Below are 16,391 nucleotides of genomic sequence, written 5' to 3' on the forward strand. Positions count from 1 at the left end.
CGGGGCCTCACCGAGCGCGGCCGCCCGGTCCAGGACGGCGTCGTCGATGCCGTACTCGGCCGGCGTCGCGACTGTCACGTCGAGACCGGCGAGCGCCGCCCCGACGACGAACGACTGGGCGACGTTGTTGCCGTCGCCGACCCACGCGACCCGTGCGTCGTCGCCGAACCGTTCGCGGATGGTCAGCAGGTCCGCGATCGTCTGGCACGGGTGGGCCGCGTCGGTGAGGCCGTTGACGACCGGCACCGTCGCGTACTCGGCGATTTCGACGACGTTGGCGTGGTCGAACGTCCGGACCATCACGGCGTCGACGTACCGCGACAGCGTCCGCGAGATGTCCTTCGCGGGTTCACGTCCCCCGAGACCGACGTCCTCGGGGCCGAGGAAGACGGCGTGCCCCCCGAGCTGCGTCATCCCGGTCTCGAAGGACACCCGAGTTCGCGTCGAGGGCTTCTCGAACACCATCCCGAGCGTCCGCCCGGCGAGGTACTGGTGGGAGTCGTCGGCACGCTGTGTCGCCTTGAGTGCCTCGGCACGGTCGAGAATCTCGGTCAGTTCTGCCGGCGAGAGGTCGTCGATGTCCAGCAGGTGGCGCGGGTTGGTCGTCTCGTCGTCTTCGTCGTCTTCGTCGGTCGTGATGCTCATGGTGTCTCAGAGGGTGCGTGCGACCGATTCGAGCACCGCGACCGAGCGGTCGAACTCGGTCAGCGAGAGACGCTCGTCGGGCGCGTGGTCGAGGGCGGAGTCGCCGGGACCGTACGTCGCCATCGGGCAGTCCCACGCCTCCGCGTAGAGGTTGACGTCGGCCGTCCCGGTCTTCCGCAGGAGGCGGGGGTCGCCGTCGGCCTCCCGGATGGCGACCCGGAACGCGCGGGCCACCTCGGTCCGGGGGCTGGTCATCACGGGTGGGATGGCGTCGTTCCAGTGGACCGTCCCGCCGTTCAGTTCGCGTTCGGCGAGTTCGCGGACGTCCTCGGTAGTCAGGCTGGGCGGGACGCGGAACTGGACGTCCATCGTCGCCTCGACGGCCAACCCGTCCTCGGTGGTGCCGCCCTCGACGGTCGTGGGTTTGGGTGTCACGCGCTCGAAGACGGGCGACCACTCCTCCTCGGCGTCGGGGGCGAACGCGCTCTCGACGCGCGACCACCACTGGAGCGCGTCCTGAATCGCGTTGTTCTCCGGCCGAGAGGTGTGACCCGACTCGCTGGTCGCGACGTAGCGTCCCGCGACCAGTCCGCGATAGCCGAGCGTGATGCCGTCCCAGCCCGAGGGTTCGCCGTTGACGAGCGCGTCGGGAGCCTCCCGGTCGGTGACGAGGTGACGCGCGCCCCGCGAGTCGGTCTCCTCGCCGACGACGCCGACGAACGAGACGCCCGTGTTCACCGCGGCGACGGCCATCGCGACGAGCGGCCCCGTCGCGTCGACGCTCCCGCGGCCCCACAGTTCGGGGCCGTCCTCGCCCGCTTCGATACGAACCGGAATCTCGCCGGGGACGGTGTCGACGTGCGACGTGAGCAACAGCGAGTCGTCGGCGGGTGCGCGGACGTTACCCACCTCGTCGAGCCACGCCTCGCGGCCGTGCTCTTCGAAGAACGCGACGAGCAGTTCACACGCCGCGCGCTCCTCGCTCGACACCGACGGCGTCGCGACCATCGACTGCAACAGGTCGCGGGCCTCTTCGTCGGAGACGGGAGCACTCGTCGCGCACTCCGAGGAGGCGTTCATCCCACCACCTCGGCGAGCGCGTCGACGACCTGCGCACAGTGCTCGTCGTCGACGACGAGCGGCGGGAGCAAGCGGAGGACCGACCGGCCCGCCGGGAGCGCGAGCACTCGGTGGTTCATCGCCAGCGTGGGGAGCAGACGGTTCGCACCGCGCTTGACCTCGACACCGACCATCAGCCCCTCGCCGCGGACCTCCCGCACGTCCTCGCCGATTGCGGCCTGCAACTCGGTCAGCAGGTGGTCGCCCGTCGTCGCGGCGTGACCGGGCAGATCCTCCTCGACCAGTACGTCCAGCGTGGCGTTGGCCGCGGCGGCGACGACCGGCCCACCCGAGAACGTCGAGCCGTGGGGGCCGGCGTCCTCGGCGACCCACTCCCGACAGAGCGTCGCCCCCAGCGGAAGCCCGCTGGCGAGTCCCTTCGCAGTCGTCAGGATGTCGGGCGTCACGCCGTGGTGTTCGCACGCCCAGAACGCGCCGGTGCGACCGAGACCGGTCTGAATCTCGTCGAGTATCATCGCCGCGCCGTGCTCGTCACACGCCTCGCGGACCGACTGGAGGTACCCCGCAGGGGCGGGGTTGATACCGCCCTCGCCCTGCATCGGTTCGAGGACGACGCCGGCCGTCTCGTCGTCGACGGCCTCGGCCATCGCGGCGGCGTCGCCGTACTCGACGAACTCGACGCCGCCGGCGAGCGGTTCGAACGGCTCGCGGTACTCGTTCTTCCACGTCGTCGCCAGCGCGCCCATCGTCCGCCCGTGGAACCCGCGGGTCGTCGCGACGATCTTCGAGCGACCGGTCGCACTCCGGGCGAACTTCAGCGCGGCCTCGTTGGCCTCGGTCCCGGAGTTACAGAGCCAGACGTGCTCGCAGTCGCCGGGACCGAGCGAGCCGAGGCGGTCGTAGAGGCCGTCGCGCACGTCGACGGGGTACGACCCCTGGACGTACAGCAACTCGCCGGCCTGCTGCTGGACCGCCTCGACGACGTCGGGGTGACAGTGCCCGACGGGTGTGACGGCGTACGACGCGCCGAAGTCGAGGAACTCCGTCCCCGAGTCGTCGTAGAGGTGGACGCCCTCGCCGCGCTCGATGCGCAGCGGTTTCTCCGAGAAGACGAAGCCGCTCACTGCTCTGCCTCCGCGGTCTCGGTGTCGCGCTCCTCGGACAGCGCACCGGGCAGGACCGTCGTTCCGGTACCCTCCAGCGCGGCGCTGACGGGAGCGTCGGCGTTCGCGTCGCCGATGGTGACGCTCGTCGCGCCGCCCTCCAGTGCCTCGGTCGCGGCCATCACCTTCCGGGTCATGAACCCCTCGGCGGCGTCGGTGAGGGACTCGTACTCGGTGGGGGTGTCGACCACGTCGATGACCGAATCGGGGTCGTCGAGGTCCGCGAGGACGCCGGGGACGTCGGTCAACAGGACGAGGTCGGCGTCGAGCGCACCCGCGACGGCGGCCGCCGCGCGGTCGGCGTCGGAGTTGACCGCGAGCCACTGTTCGGAATCCTTCGCGAGCATCGGCACGGTGACGACGGGCGTGTAGCCCCCCGCGAGCAGGGTGTCGAGCAGGTCCGAGTCGACCTGCTTCACCGTGCCCGAGTGGTCGCCACGGCGAATCTTCTGCTTGTCGTCCTCGACGACGCGAACGGCGGACTTCCGGGGACCCTTGAGCAGACCACCGTCCACGCCCGAGAGACCGACCGCGTTCACGCCGGCGTTCTGGAGGCCGACGACGAGGTCGGTGTTCAGCTTCCCGGGCAGCACCATCGAGAACACCTCCATGGTGCGCTCGTCGGTGAACCGGCCGACGACGCCCGAGGGTGTCTCGACGTACTCCGGGTCCTCGCCGAGCGATTCCAGCGTGTCGTCGACCGCGGTCGAGCCACCGTGGACGACGACGACCTGCTCGCCGTCGCCAGAACGCGCTGCGTTCTGGCTGCCTGCCGAGGTTCCCTCGGCACTGGAGTCGACGAGCGAGGCGACGTCGGCGAGTGCGCCTGCTGGGTCGACGGCGCGTGCGCCGCCGATTTTTACCACAGTCACCATCTACGGTGCCCCCACGGGGTGGAGTCCCTGGAACTCCAGACCGGCCGTCTCCTCGATACCGAGTGCGAGGTTTGCGGCGTGGACCGCCTGGCCCGCCGAGCCCTTCGTCACGTTGTCGATGGCCGAGAAGACGACGACGCGGCCGTTTCTCGGGTCCACCTCGAAGCCGACCTCGGCGTAGTTCGTGCCAGCCACCGATTTCGGTTCGGGATAGCGGTAGACGCCGCCCCCACCGGAGACGAGGCGGACGAACGGTTCGTCCTCGTAGCGTTCGCGGAACGCCCCCCACAAATCGCCCGTGGTGACGCGCTCGTCGGGGAAGACGTGACACGTCGCGCTCGCACCGCGCACCATATCGACGGCGTGGACGGTGAACGCGACGCGCCCGACGAACTGCTCGATCTCCGCTTCGTGACGGTGGCCGGTCGGCGCGTAGGGCCGCACCACGCCGGAGCGTTCGGCGTGTGAGGAGGCCGCACCGCCGCCCGCGCCACCCTCCGAGGAGCCGACCTTCACGTCGACGACGGGCCGCTGTGACCCGAGCATGTCCGCGTCGGCCAGCGGGAGCAGTCCGAGCATCGTCGCGGTGGCGTTACAGCCACCCGAAGCGATGAGGTCCGCACCGGCCAGGTCCTCGCGGTTGAGTTCGGGCAACGCGTACGTCGCCTCGGCGAGCAACTCGGGGCGCTCGTGGCCGTCGTACCACTCGTCGTACTGTTCGGCGGTGTCGAGGCGGAAGTCCGCCGAGAGGTCGACGACGGTGTCCGCGACGTCCCGGAACTCGTCGATACGACCCATCGAGACGCCGTGAGGCGTCGCGGCGAACAGCACGTCCACCGATTCGAGGTCGGCGGGGTCGCTGAACCGCAGGTCCAGCCCCCGCAGGTTGGGGTGGGCGTGGCCGACGGTCTTGCGCGTCGCCGACCTGCTGGTAGCCTGTGCGAGTTCGAACTCGGGGTGGCCCGCGAGCAGACGGAGGAGTTCACCCCCCGCGAACCCGCTCGCGCCGACGACGCTGGCGGTGAGGGTCATCCGTTCCACCCCATCACGTCGTCGCCTCCACGGTCTGTTCGTCGGTGGCCGTCTCCTCGACACGGCTCTCCAGCCAGTCGACGACCGCGGCGGGGACGTCCACGTCGACGGCGTCGTCGAGCGCCTTGAACTCGACCGTGTGGTTGACCTCGTGAACGGTGTAGCCGTCGCCAGTCTCCATCAGGTCCACACCGAGCAGACCACCGCCGACGGCCTCGCTCGCTCGGGCGACCAACTCGGCCACCTCGTCGTCGACCTCGAAGGGTTCCGCGCTCGCGCCCTTCGCGGCGTTGGTGAGCCAGTGGTCCGACGAGCGGGTCATCCCCGCGATGGGTTCGCCGTCGACGGCGACGACGCGGATGTCGCGACCGGGTTTCTCGACGAACTCCTGGACGTAGAACACCTTGTGCTCGTAGTGGCCGAGCGTCGCCTTGTGTTCGAGAATCGCCTCGGCGGCGCTCTTCGAGTCGAGTTTCGCCATCAGACGACCCCACGACCCGACGACGGGTTTGAGCACGCAGGGGTAGCCGAAGCTCTCGATGGCGTCCATCGCCGCGTCGGTGGTGAACGCCACCGTCGTCTCGGGCGTCGGGACGCCCGCCGCCGACAGCGCCAGACTCGTCTCGGCCTTGTCCGCACACAGCGCGGCGGTCTCGGCGCTGTTGACCACGGGGACGCCGTAGTGGTCGAGGAAGCGCGTGGCGTACTTGCTGCGACTCGTCGCCAGACAGCGGTCGACGACGACGTCGCAGTCGGTCAGCCCTTCTGGCGCGTTCGACAGCGTGAACTGCTGGTCGCGCACGTCGACCTTCGTCACCTCGTGGCCGCGCTCGCGCAGCTCCGAGAGCAGCAGTTTCTCGTCGCGACGGATGCGCGAGTAGAGGACGCCGACGTTCACGCCGCCCCCTCCGTCCCGACTGTCGTGGTACCCGCGTGGGTTCGACTCGTCTCACACGTTCGGTCGGCATCGCTCACGTGGGTCGCGAGCGAGCCGTGGAGTGTGGCCTGGTGCACCGTCACTCCCCCCAGTCTTCCTCCAGTTCGGGGGCGACGTCGAGTTCGACGGGCTCCGTCGACAGGACCTCCAGTTCGGCCCCACAGGTGGCACAGTCGAGTATCTCGCCGGTCTCCACGTCGTCGGGAAGCGTCACGTCCGCGCCGCATTCTGGGCAGGTCGTCATCGTAGTTCCCGCTCGGAGGGACAGCTACTTAATTGCAGCGATAGTGACAACGGAAAATAATGGTAGAACGGCCGCTAACGGCGTCGGAAGCGGTTTCGTCGGCGGTCGGGTCGTCGCAGTGTCATCGGTGTGGTAGGTCAGTTCCGGCCGAAGCCGGCGGCCGTGGTCGCGGTCGCGGTGCTCGGCGCGCGGCGGTGGTCACGCCGGCCACGGAACCATCAGACATACGCCGTCACCTCCTCGCGGAGGTCGTCGTCGGCCGCGTCGAGCGACTCGGCGAGACAGTCGAGGATCGCCTCGTCGCCCGAGCAGTCCTCGGTCGCCTCGGCGAGGTGCGCGCGCACCGTCTCGGGGGCCGGCCCGCCGAGCGAGTCGCGCGCCGCGACGTTCGAGACGGGGTCCAGCGCCGTCTGGACGGCGTCCTCCGAGACGTACGTCGAGAGCGGTTCGTCGAGCACCTCCTCGGCGGCCGCCGCGACGAGGTCGTAACTGGGCGTTCCACCCTCTTCGGCGGTCTCGGCGGCGAGCGCGAGCACCTCGTGGGCGGTGCGGAACGGAATCCCCGACGCGGCGAGCAGGTCGGCGACCCCGGTGGCCGTCGAGAACCCCTCGCCAGCGGCGGCTTCGAGTTTCTCCTCGGGCCAGTCGGCCGTGGCGACCGCCCCCGCGGCGACCTCCGTCGCTTCGGTGACGGCGTCGACGCTCGCCCAGACGTGGGGCGTCGCGCGCTGGAGGTCGCGGTTGTACGCACGAGGGAGGCCCTTCAGCGTCGTCAACAGACCGTTGAGTCCCGCGCTGGCGTCGCCCGCCGTCGCGCGGACGAGTTCCAGCGTGTCCGGGTTGACCTTCTGGGGCATTATCGAGGAGGTCGAGGAGTAGTCGTCCGCGAGGTCGACGAGGCCCTTGTTCGCGAAGACGACGAGGTCCTCGGCGAGTCCCGAGAGGTGCGTCGCCAGCGTCGCGAGCGCGGACGCCGTCTCGACGAGGAAGTCACGCGTCGCGCTGGCGTCCGTCGCGTTATCCAGCACGCCGTCGAACCCGAGCAACTCGGCGACCCGCTCGCGGTCGACGTCGAACGTCGTCCCGGCGAACGCCGCCGCGCCGAGCGGCGACTGGTTGACCCGTGCGTAGGCGTCGAACAGACGCGCCGTGTCGCGAGCGAGCGCCTGCTGGTACGAACACGCCCAGTGTGCCACGGTCGTGGGCTGGGCTGGCTGGAGGTGGGTGAACCCCGGCATCACCGTCTCGGTGTGCTCGGTCGCCACCGTCAGGAGCGACTCGCGGGCGAGCAGCGTCGCCTCGATTGCGTCGAGCAGGTCCTCGCGCAGGCGATAGCGGATGCACGCCGCGACCTCGTCGTTGCGCGAACGGGCGGTGTGCATCTTCCCGCCGACCGGCCCGACCTGGTCGATGACCGACGTCTCGATGGCGGCGTGGATGTCCTCGCCGGCGGGGAGGCCGGCGTGTTCCTCGACCTCCACCACGTCGAGCGCCTGGAGGATGGTCGCCGCCTCGTCGTCGCTCACCACGTCCTGCTCGGCGAGCATGACGACGTGGGCGCGGTCGACCGCGAGGTCGGCCTCGAAGATGCGCTCGTCGGCGTCGAGCGACGAGAGGAACGACCGGGCGGGGCCGCCGCTGAAGCGTTCGCGGCGGACCACGTCCGAGTCGTCCAGCCCCGTCATCTCACTGTTCACTGCCACCGTCGGGGAGCGCCTCCGTCGCCTGCTTGGTCTGCTCTTTCGCGCCGTTCGCCAGGCGGGTCTGGAACCCGTGGTACTTCGCGACGCCCGTCGCGTCCTCCTGGGCGATGCCGTCGACGGTCTCGGTGTCGAACGAGGCAGCCGACTCGGAGTACGTGGCGAATTCGCTGTCGCGACCGACCGGGCGACACTGCCCGCCCTCGAACTTCAGGGTGACCGTGCCCGTCACGCGCTCCTGCGTCGTGGCGATGAACCCCTCGAGCGCGTCGACGAGCGGAGCCATCACGAGGCCCTCGTAGGCCTTCTGGGACCACTGGGCGTCGACCTGCTGTTTGAACTGGCGCTCTTCTGCAGTCAAAACGAGACCCTCCAGCGCCTCGTGTGCGGTGAGCAGGGCGGTCGCCGCCGGGTGCTCGTAGTTCTCGCGGACCTTCAGGCCGAGCATGCGGTCTTCCATCATGTCCGTACGGCCGACGCCGTGCTCGCCCGCGAGGTCGTTGAGCGTCTCGACGAGCGTGACGGCGTCCATCTGCTCGCCCTCCAGAGCGACGGGATAGCCCTCCTCGAACGTTATCTCGACGAGTTCCGTCTCCGCTTCGCCGGGCGTGTCCGTCCACTCGTAGATGTCCTCGGGCGGGACGTAGTTCGGGTCCTCCAGCGCGTCGCCCTCGACGGAGCGACTCCAGAGGTTCGTGTCGATGGACCAGTCGCCGCCGTTCCCGCCGTCGACCGGCAGGTCGTGTTCGGCGGCGTACTCCACCTCCCAGTCGCGGGTCAGTCCGAGTTCGCGGATGGGGGCGATGACCTCCAGGTCGGAGGTGCGCCAGACCGCCTCGAAGCGCAACTGGTCGTTGCCCTTCCCGGTACAGCCGTGGGCGACGGCGTCACAGCCCTCGTCGACGGCGACGTCGAGGATGGCCTGGGCGATGACGGGACGCGCGAGCGCGGTTCCGAGCGGGTAGCCCTGGTAGTCGGCGTTGGCGCGGACGGCGTCGAGACAGAGGTCGGCGAACTCGGCTTTGGCGTCGACGACGTGGGTCTCGACGCCGAGTGCGTCGGCGGTCTCGTCGGCCTCGTCGAACTCCTCGGCGGGTTGGCCGACGTCGACGGTGACGCCGACGACTTCGTCGTAGCCGTACTCCTCTTTCAACAGCGGAACGCAGACGGTCGTGTCGAGCCCACCCGAGAAGGCGAGCGCGACTTTGCTTGTGGACATTTGGGGTCGAGTGCGATGGGTGCGCCGAAACCTCGGCGCTGGACGGTTGGAAACTGGGCGACGGTCGAGGGGAGAATGTAGTTACTGGGCCAGGAGGCCCGGTCGCACTCGTCGCGGAAGGGCACCGCTCGCGGCCTGCGTGCCGGTGGAGCGGTGAGTCGTCATTACCAGACCGAAACGACGCGAGCGTAATAAACCTGTCTCGGGCGGCAATCGCTGCGCCGTCGTGTGAACACCCCACACTGCCGTGCGCGGCGTTTTTGTACGCACGTCGACCGAGAGAGGACGTGTACAGTCTGAACGCCCGTGTTCCGCGGTCGGTCCGGACGGTCGTCGAGGCCCTCCAGCGCGACCTCCCCGACGGCTGTCGCCCGCGCGACCGACTCACGCTCGTCGTCAAGCGCGTCGGCGAGGACGAGACGGACCACCGCGAACTGGCCGAGCGCGCCCGTACGGCGCTGGCTGGCGAACCGGCCTGCAACGCTCGACTCGGGCGTCTCGGCGCGTTCGACGCCGACGGCACGCCCGTCGTCCACCTGCGCGTCGAGAGCCCCGGTCTCCGCGCGCTCCACCACCGACTCTGTCGGGCGTTCGACCCCGTCCCGGCCATCGAGGGCGAGGCGTACGTCCCCCACGTCACGCTCGGGCGTGGTGGCGACTGGAGCGCCGTCGAGGCGTTGTGTGAGCGCGACGTCGAGCCAGTCGAGTGGACCGTCTCGGACCTGCTGCTGTGGTCGAACCGGTGGCGCGAACCGGTCGCGTCGCTCGCGCTGGGACGATAGCGAACGGAGTCGTGAGGACCGCGCCGACTACTCACCTACGGTCGCGGCGGCGACCCACTCCACGCGTCCATATCGGAGTAGAAGTTGAGCATCGCGAACTTCAGCTTCCCCGGGTCGATGTCGATCTGTTCGACGCGCTCCTCGGCGGGGAAGCCCTCCTTGACGCTGTACTTCTTCATCTCCCGGCGGGCGCGCTTGGTGTAGCGCTCGTCGAGCAGGATTCGCACCCCGAAGTCCTCCGGTGAGCGCACGACCCGTCCGAGCGCCTGTCGGGTCTTGCGAATCGTGGGGACCTCGACGGCGTACTTCCAGCCCACGTCCTTCCCGTCGAAGGCGGTGTCGTAGGCGTCCTGAACCGCGTCCATCCGGTCGTCGAGGTGCGGGTACGGAACACCCACGACCACGACCGACCGGGCGTCGTCGTCGTCGAAGCTCACCCCCTCGGCGAGCGTCCCCCACAGCGAGGTGAACAGCACGCCGTCGTCGTCCGCGACGAACCGCTGGCGGAGCTCCTCGGCGCGTTCGCCGGGGCGGTCGAGGTACCGCGTCGCCTCGACGTCCGGGTTCGCCCCGAGCAGGTCGTGGTAGCGCTCTGCCTCCCGGTAGCTGGGGAAGAACACGAGCGTGTTGCCGGGCGTGAACCGGACCGCGTCTGCGAGCGCCGAGGCGACGGTCGCCTGTGTCGACTGCTCTTCGCGCTTCGAGGCGAACAGCGCCGGGATGTCGACGGCGTACGTCCGACGGCGCTCCTCGGGGAACACCTCGCCGTAGGCCATCGTGAGCGGGCCGTCGGTGTCGGCCGCCTCCTCGTCCTTCTGGGCCTCGTCGTCCGCGCCGAGGTCGGACCCGGACAGGCCGAGGACGTCGCCGAGGACGTCGAACGGGCGCAGCGTCGCGCTCATCAGGACGCTCGCGTGGAGTTCGTCGAACAGCGGTTCGGTGACCCGTCGCGGGATACACGTGTACAACTCGGCCCGACCGTAGATGGTGTCGGTGTCGCTCGTCGCGGTCCCGCCGTCGGTCGTCACGTTCTGGCTGTTTGCCGAGGCTCCCTCGGCACCGTCGTCGCCCTCGGTCGCGTCGTAGCGGCCCGGTTCACGAACCGAGACGACGGGGTACTGCCCCTCCTCGTCGGAGTCGCGCAACCAGTCGTCGACGAACGTCGCCGCCTGCAACACGCGACACTCCTTGCGAGTCCGGGTCTCGCCCTCCTTGTACGCCTCGTGGTACTGCCGGTCGAGCGCCTTCCCGAGTTCCAGCGCCACGTCCAGGTCCTCGTGGATTCCCTGACCGGTGTAGGCGTCGAGGAACGCCAGGGTGAGGTCGTCGCGCCCCCGGTCGTTGGTGATGGAGAGGTCGTACCAGTCCTCGCCGACCTCCTCGCGTTCGCCGTACGCCAGCGCGTCCTCGTAGGTGCGGACGAGCGCCTCGCGGAACGCGCTGACGACGTTCTCCGCGGGTTCGACGCGCGGGTCGGCGGTCTCGGCGAGTTCCGCCAGCGCGCTGTCGACCGTCGGTTCGGCGAGCGTCCGCGTCGCGTGGTCGCGCGCCGCGTCCTCGACGTTGTGCGCCTCGTCGAAGACGACCACCACGTCCTCCGGGTCGCGACCCAGCCACCGGAAGAACTGCTCGCGGATCATCGGGTCGAGCAGGTGGTGGTAGTTACAGACGACGAGGTCGACGCCCTCCATCCCCTCTTTGAGCAACTCGTACCCGCAGAAGCCCTCTTCGTGGGCGTGTTCGTATATCTCGTCGGGCGTCCGGACGTCCTCGAACAGCCACTCGTAGAACGGGTCGGTGTCGGCGACGAGGTTCTTCCGGTAGTACTCACAGACCGACTGGTCGCGTAGCTCTTCGAGTTCGGACTCCAGCGCCGTCATCTCGTCCATCACGGCCTGCCGGCTGGCGGTCGCTTCGTCGGCCGCCGCACCGCCCATCCCGGCGCTGTCGGCCTCGTCCTGGGCTTCTTCGAGCAGGTCGTCGCTCATCGCCCCCAACTCCGCACGGTCGGATTCGACCTCGACGAGTTCCTTGGTCGTGTCCCGGAGCGCCTGGCACTCCTCGTAGCCCACGTCGATGTGGCACATCGAGGACTTGCCTCGGAAGACGACGGTCCGAATCTGCTCCTGGCGGGTGATGGCCCGAGCCTCCTCGATGAACTGGCGGGTCTGCTGGTGGACGTTCGTCGTGATGACGACCGTCTTGTCGGTCCGACGGGCGTGTTCGAGCGCGGGGACGAGCGCCGCGAGGGTCTTGCCAGTCCCGCAGGCCCCCTCGAACAGCACGTCGCGGCCGTCGTCGAGCGCACCCGAAATCGAGTCCATCGCCTCTCGCTGGTGGTCGTACGGACTCCCGTACGGGAAGAATCGGAGGTCCTCGGGCGACGGCTGACTCACTGGATACTGGTTACGCGCCCGGTGCTAAAATCCCTCGCACCGACAGGGGTCGTCACCGGAGGGACGGCCCGACCGATGAGAACGACAGCCGAGACACCTCTTCAAATCTCGGGTTCGATGTACACCTTCCGCACCTGCGGTTCGGACGCGATGATGGCGTCCTCGATGCCCGTGATGGCGTCGTCGATGCCCTCCACGTCGAGGGTGTCGTCGAAGCTCACGTCGGCGGTGACGATGAGTCGCTCCGGCCCGAAGTACACCGTCCGGAACTCGTCGATGTGTTCGACGCCCTGCCACTCACGGACGATGTTCCGGAGCTTCTCCTCCTCGTCGACCGGGATGGACTCGCCGATGAGCAGGCGCTTGTTCTCCCAGGCGAGTGCGAGGGCGAACCCCATCAGCATCAGCCCGATGAGCACCGACCCGACGGCGTCGTAGATGGGGTTGCCCGTGTACCGCGAGAGGAAGATGGCGAACATGGCGATGCCTGCCCCACCGAGCGCGATGGAGTCCTCGGTGAACGCGGTGAGCGTCGTGACGTCGCTGGTCTTCTTGAACGCCTCGCGGAGGGTCTCCCACTCGTGTTCGACCATCTGTTTCGAGAGCCCCTGATACGCCTTGTACAGCGCCCAGGACTCGAAGATGATCGCGCCGGTCAGGACGGCGTAGTTGACCCAGACGCTGGGAATCTGTCCGACGACCGGGAGCGTGACGCTACCCGCCACCACCTTTCCGCCGTGCGTAATCGCGTGGTAGCCGTGTTTCAGCGACTCCCAGCCGGCGATGCCGAACAGGAGGACGGCGACGAGGAAGGAGTAGAAGAACTGTGCCTTGCCGTACCCGAAGGGGTGGCTCCGGTCGGCCTCACGTCCGCTGTAGCGGATGCCGAACAGGAGGAACACCTGGTTGCCCGTGTCGGAGATGGAGTGGTACGTCTCCGAGAGCATGGAGGGACTCTGTGTGAGGAGATACCCGACGAACTTCAGGATAGCAATCGCGCCGTTGGCGATGAGCGCGGCGATAACGACCGACTTGCTGCTTGCCATCGTTCCGATGCAGCCGGGGACACATGAAAGAGCTACCGGAGATTGATGTACGGGGCCGCCCGAGTCGGCGTATGATTACGGTGGTCTCCGACACGCACGGCCGAGACGGACACCGACTGACGGGTCGGACGCTGGAGGCGGTCCGCGAGGCCGACCACGTCCTCCACGCGGGTGACTTCAACACCGTGACGGTCCTCGACGCGTTCGAACGCGAGGCCGAGACGTTCCACGGCGTCACCGGTAACAACGACACCCACGAGGTCCGGGAACGTCTCCCCGCCCGACGGACCGTCGACTTCGGCGGGGTCCGCATCGCCATCGTCCACGGTCACGAACACACCGACACCGCACTGGCGATGTACGGCAAGCAGGAGAACGCCGACCTCGTCGTCGTCGGCCACTCACACCGCCCCGAGTTCCGCACCGTGGGGGACGTGCCGGTGCTCAACCCGGGGAGTCACGCCGAACCGCGACGGTACCGGCCGGCGCACGCCGAACTCGAACGCGACCCGCTGCGGGGGCGACTCGTCCAACCCGACGGCACCGAACTCTCTCGGTTCGAGGTGTGAAAGCATGGGAGGGAGGGCTGATTCCGGTCCGGGGACCGGGGAGGACCGAAGCTGCACTCGGTGCTACACCCCCCATCTCAATATAAACGCGCTTGGCTCAAACGGTCGTTTGACCGATAGGCGGCGCGGCCGTCGGCGGCGTGGTGACGCGGTTCTCGACCCGCCGGACGGAACCGGTCAGTGACGCCTCCTGAGCGGGCGTCCGCAGGGAGAACCGGTACAGGGATGCCCGAAACACCTTTGGCCGCCAGTGCGCGAGAAGTGGTATGTTCATCGACGGGAACCTGATGATGTTCGTCATCCTCGGCGGCGTCCTCTCGGTCATCCTCGCGCTCTACCTCATGTTCCGCCGGACCGTCCTCGCGTTCAACGAGGGCGTCGACGAACGCCGGTAGCCCGCCCAGGACGTTCGTTTCTCAGCGCCCCGCCAGTCTGTCGAGCGCCGTCTCCACGTTCGCCCGCGAGACGTCCCAGTGGGTGACGAACCGGACGAGGTGGTCGTCGAACGGGACGCCGAGCACGCCCACCTCCGCACACTCCGCCAGGAACGCCTCGGCGGGGTCGTCGGTCGCCGCGAGGACGATGTTCGTCTCGGGGTCGAACGGTCGGACGCCCGGGACGTCGTCGAGACCCGCCGCGAGAACCGCGGCGTTCTCGTGGTCCTCGCCGAGCCGCTCGACGTTCTCCAGCGCGAGCAGTCCGGGTGCGGCTATCATCCCGGCCTGGCGCATCCCGCCGCCGAACAGTTTGCGGACCCGACGAGCGTCCTCGACGAACGCCTCGCTCCCGGCGAGCATCGAGCCGACCGGTGCGCCGAGTCCCTTCGAGAGACACATCATCGTCGAGTCGACGCCGTGGGTGAGCCGGTGGAGCGGGACGTCGAGCGCGACGGCGGCGTTGGCGAGGCGTGCGCCGTCGAGGTGGACCGGGACGCCGAGGTCGTGGGCCGCGTCCGCGACTGCGTCGACGTCGGTCGCGGCGATGGCCGTCCCACCCTTCGAGTTGTGGGTGTTCTCCAGACAGACCAGCCCCGTGCCGGGGCGGTGGCCGTCGGCTTCGACGTACGCCTCGTGGACCTGCGCGGGCGAGACGACGCCGCGGTCGTCGCCGTCGACGGGCCGGACCTGGAGTTGGGCGTGCTGGGCGAACCCGCCCAGTTCCCACTTGTAGACGTGGCTCTCGCGTTCGACGATCGCCTCCTGGCCGCGCTCGGTGTGGACGCGCGCCGCTATCTGGTTGCCCATCGTCCCCGAGGGAACGTACAGCGCCGCCTCGAATCCCAGTAGGTCCGCGACCCGCGATTCGAGGTCGTTGACCGTCGGGTCCTCGCGGTAGACGTCGTCGCCGACCGGGGCGTCGCGGGCGGCCTCTCGCATCGCGTCGCTCGGGCGGGTCACCGTGTCGCTCCGCAGGTCGATTGGGTCCTCGCTCATGGCCCGTGGTACCGCCCCGGTGGGCAAATACGCGGTGGTCGCGGCGGCGAGCGGCGGACCCCCCGAGCCCCGGCCACGACGGACACACACGCGGGACTGACGCCGCCCGGGCGTTTCGAAAGCCGTTTCCACTCACCCCGAACAGTTCGGTACATGGACCCACGCATCCGGGAGCACGCACAGATCATCGTCGATCACTCCACCGGGATGGCGGCCGGCGACAACGTCGTCATCGACGCCCATCCCGTGAGCGAGGACCTCGTCACCGCGCTCTGTGAGGCCGCCGCCGACGTCGGCGCGAACCCGCTGGTCATCCAGGAGCGACTCGGCACGCGCTTCCGACGGGCGTACCTCCGCAACCACGACGGGGAGTTCGACGACGAGGACTTCCCCGACCACATCATGGCGCTGTACGAGACGATGGACGTCTACATCGCCATCCGCGCGAGCGACAACGCCACCCAGACCTCGGACGTCGACCCCGAGGTCAACCAGGCGTACAGCCAGCTCACCCAGCCCATCCTCGAGGAGCGACTGGGCAAGACCTGGTGTCTCACGCAGTTCCCCGCCGCCGCGAACGCCCAGCTCGCCGAGATGTCCACCGACGGCTACGAGAACTTCGTCTGGGACGCCATCAACCGCGACTGGGACGAGGTCGAGGCGTTCCAGGCCGAGATGGCCGACATCCTGAACGAGGCCAGCGAGGTCCGCATCGTCTCGGGCGACACCACCGACGTGACGATGAGCGTCGAGGGGATGCTGACGCTCAACGACTTCGGCGAGGCCAACCTCCCCGGCGGCGAGGTGTTCACCGCCCCCGTCCCCGACAGCGTCGAGGGAGAGGTGTTCTTCGACAAACCCGTCTACCAGCAGGGCCGGGAGATCACCGACGTCCGCGTCGTCTTCGAGGAGGGCCGTATCGTCGAGTACGAGGCCGGCAAGAACGAGGAGGTGCTCGACAACATCCTGAACACCGACGACGGCGCACGTCGCCTCGGCGAACTCGGCATCGGCATGAACCGCGCCATCGACGAGTTCACCTACAACATGCTGTTCGACGAGAAGATGGGCGACACCATCCACCTCGCCGTCGGGCGGGCGTACGACGCCTGCGTCGGCGAGGGTCGGGAGACCAACGAGTCGGCGGTCCACGTCGACATGATCGTCGACATGAGCGAGGATTCGTACATCGAGGTCGACGGCGAGGTCGTCCAGCGCGACGGGACCTTCCGGTTCGAGGACGGGTTCGAGGGGTAGGGAGGTTCGGAGT

16 protein-coding genes are annotated in these 16,391 nt (G+C 68.9%); 4 read left to right on the forward strand and 12 right to left on the reverse strand.

Annotated features, from left to right (window positions below; genetic code table 11):
- The 9 genes from M1L36_RS11095 to M1L36_RS11135 all read right to left on the reverse strand — a co-directional run.
- The coding region (locus tag M1L36_RS11095; RefSeq protein ID WP_250873797.1) for a Rossmann-fold NAD(P)-binding domain-containing protein at positions 1-645 on the reverse strand (645 nt) is incomplete at its 3' end.
- Between the two features lie 6 nt (positions 646-651).
- Positions 652-1,725 carry a [LysW]-lysine hydrolase gene (locus tag M1L36_RS11100; protein ID WP_250873798.1) on the reverse strand — a complete coding sequence of 358 codons (1,074 nt, stop codon included), beginning with the start codon at positions 1,723-1,725 and terminating at the stop codon, positions 652-654.
- Complete coding sequence (locus M1L36_RS11105; protein WP_250873799.1) at positions 1,722-2,849, reverse strand: aspartate aminotransferase family protein; 1,128 nt, start codon at positions 2,847-2,849, stop codon at positions 1,722-1,724. The genes M1L36_RS11100 and M1L36_RS11105 overlap by 4 nt, the downstream gene beginning before the upstream one ends.
- Complete coding sequence (locus M1L36_RS11110) at positions 2,846-3,763, reverse strand: acetylglutamate/acetylaminoadipate kinase (protein ID WP_250873800.1); 918 nt, start codon at positions 3,761-3,763, stop codon at positions 2,846-2,848. Before M1L36_RS11110 ends, M1L36_RS11105 begins: the two co-directional genes overlap by 4 nt.
- Positions 3,764-4,795, reverse strand: coding sequence for an N-acetyl-gamma-glutamyl-phosphate reductase (argC, locus tag M1L36_RS11115; protein ID WP_250873801.1), 1,032 nt, complete (start codon positions 4,793-4,795; stop codon positions 3,764-3,766). It lies immediately after the preceding gene.
- 13 nt (positions 4,796-4,808) lie between these two features.
- Entirely contained in the window at positions 4,809-5,693 is an 885-nt protein-coding gene (lysX, locus tag M1L36_RS11120) for a lysine biosynthesis protein LysX (RefSeq protein WP_250873802.1), read from the reverse strand.
- 118 nt (positions 5,694-5,811) lie between these two features.
- Positions 5,812-5,976, reverse strand: a complete 165-nt coding sequence (lysW, locus tag M1L36_RS11125; RefSeq protein WP_250873803.1) for a lysine biosynthesis protein LysW — start codon at positions 5,974-5,976, stop codon at positions 5,812-5,814.
- A 218-nt stretch (positions 5,977-6,194) separates the two neighbouring features.
- Positions 6,195-7,661, reverse strand: a complete 1,467-nt coding sequence (gene argH, locus M1L36_RS11130) for an argininosuccinate lyase (RefSeq protein WP_369694232.1) — start codon at positions 7,659-7,661, stop codon at positions 6,195-6,197.
- Position 7,662: 1 nt separating this feature from the next.
- Positions 7,663-8,895, reverse strand: a complete 1,233-nt coding sequence (locus M1L36_RS11135; RefSeq protein ID WP_250873804.1) for an argininosuccinate synthase — start codon at positions 8,893-8,895, stop codon at positions 7,663-7,665.
- Positions 8,896-9,182: 287 nt separating this feature from the next.
- Here M1L36_RS11135 and M1L36_RS11140 point away from each other — a divergent pair, with 287 nt between their 5' ends.
- Entirely contained in the window at positions 9,183-9,677 is a 495-nt protein-coding gene (locus tag M1L36_RS11140) for a 2'-5' RNA ligase family protein (protein ID WP_250873805.1), read from the forward strand.
- A 35-nt stretch (positions 9,678-9,712) separates the two neighbouring features.
- Here M1L36_RS11140 and M1L36_RS11145 read toward each other — a convergent pair whose 3' ends face one another.
- Positions 9,713-12,073: an ATP-dependent DNA helicase gene (locus M1L36_RS11145; RefSeq protein ID WP_369694224.1), complete on the reverse strand. Its 2,361-nt coding sequence runs from the start codon at positions 12,071-12,073 to the stop codon at positions 9,713-9,715.
- A 101-nt stretch (positions 12,074-12,174) separates the two neighbouring features.
- Complete coding sequence (locus M1L36_RS11150) at positions 12,175-13,119, reverse strand: cation diffusion facilitator family transporter (protein WP_250873806.1); 945 nt, start codon at positions 13,117-13,119, stop codon at positions 12,175-12,177.
- Positions 13,120-13,190: 71 nt separating this feature from the next.
- Between M1L36_RS11150 and M1L36_RS11155 the strand changes: the two genes are divergently transcribed.
- Positions 13,191-13,688, forward strand: a complete 498-nt coding sequence (locus M1L36_RS11155; RefSeq protein WP_250873807.1) for a metallophosphoesterase — start codon at positions 13,191-13,193, stop codon at positions 13,686-13,688.
- Between the two features lie 266 nt (positions 13,689-13,954).
- On the forward strand, positions 13,955-14,083 hold the full coding sequence (locus M1L36_RS21380; RefSeq protein WP_305794464.1) for a DUF7859 family protein: 129 nt from the start codon (positions 13,955-13,957) through the stop codon (positions 14,081-14,083).
- Positions 14,084-14,104: 21 nt separating this feature from the next.
- Here the strand turns inward: M1L36_RS21380 and M1L36_RS11160 are convergent, their stop codons facing one another.
- Entirely contained in the window at positions 14,105-15,121 is a 1,017-nt protein-coding gene (locus M1L36_RS11160; RefSeq protein ID WP_250873808.1) for a threonine aldolase family protein, read from the reverse strand.
- A gap of 153 nt (positions 15,122-15,274) precedes the next feature.
- Here M1L36_RS11160 and M1L36_RS11165 point away from each other — a divergent pair, with 153 nt between their 5' ends.
- Positions 15,275-16,378 carry an aminopeptidase gene (locus tag M1L36_RS11165; RefSeq protein ID WP_250873809.1) on the forward strand — a complete coding sequence of 368 codons (1,104 nt, stop codon included), beginning with the start codon at positions 15,275-15,277 and terminating at the stop codon, positions 16,376-16,378.
- Positions 16,379-16,391 lie beyond the last annotated feature (13 nt).

This window comes from Halomarina rubra (assembly GCF_023699475.1).
GTDB classification, from domain to species: Archaea; Halobacteriota; Halobacteria; order Halobacteriales; family Haloarculaceae; genus Halomarina; species Halomarina rubra.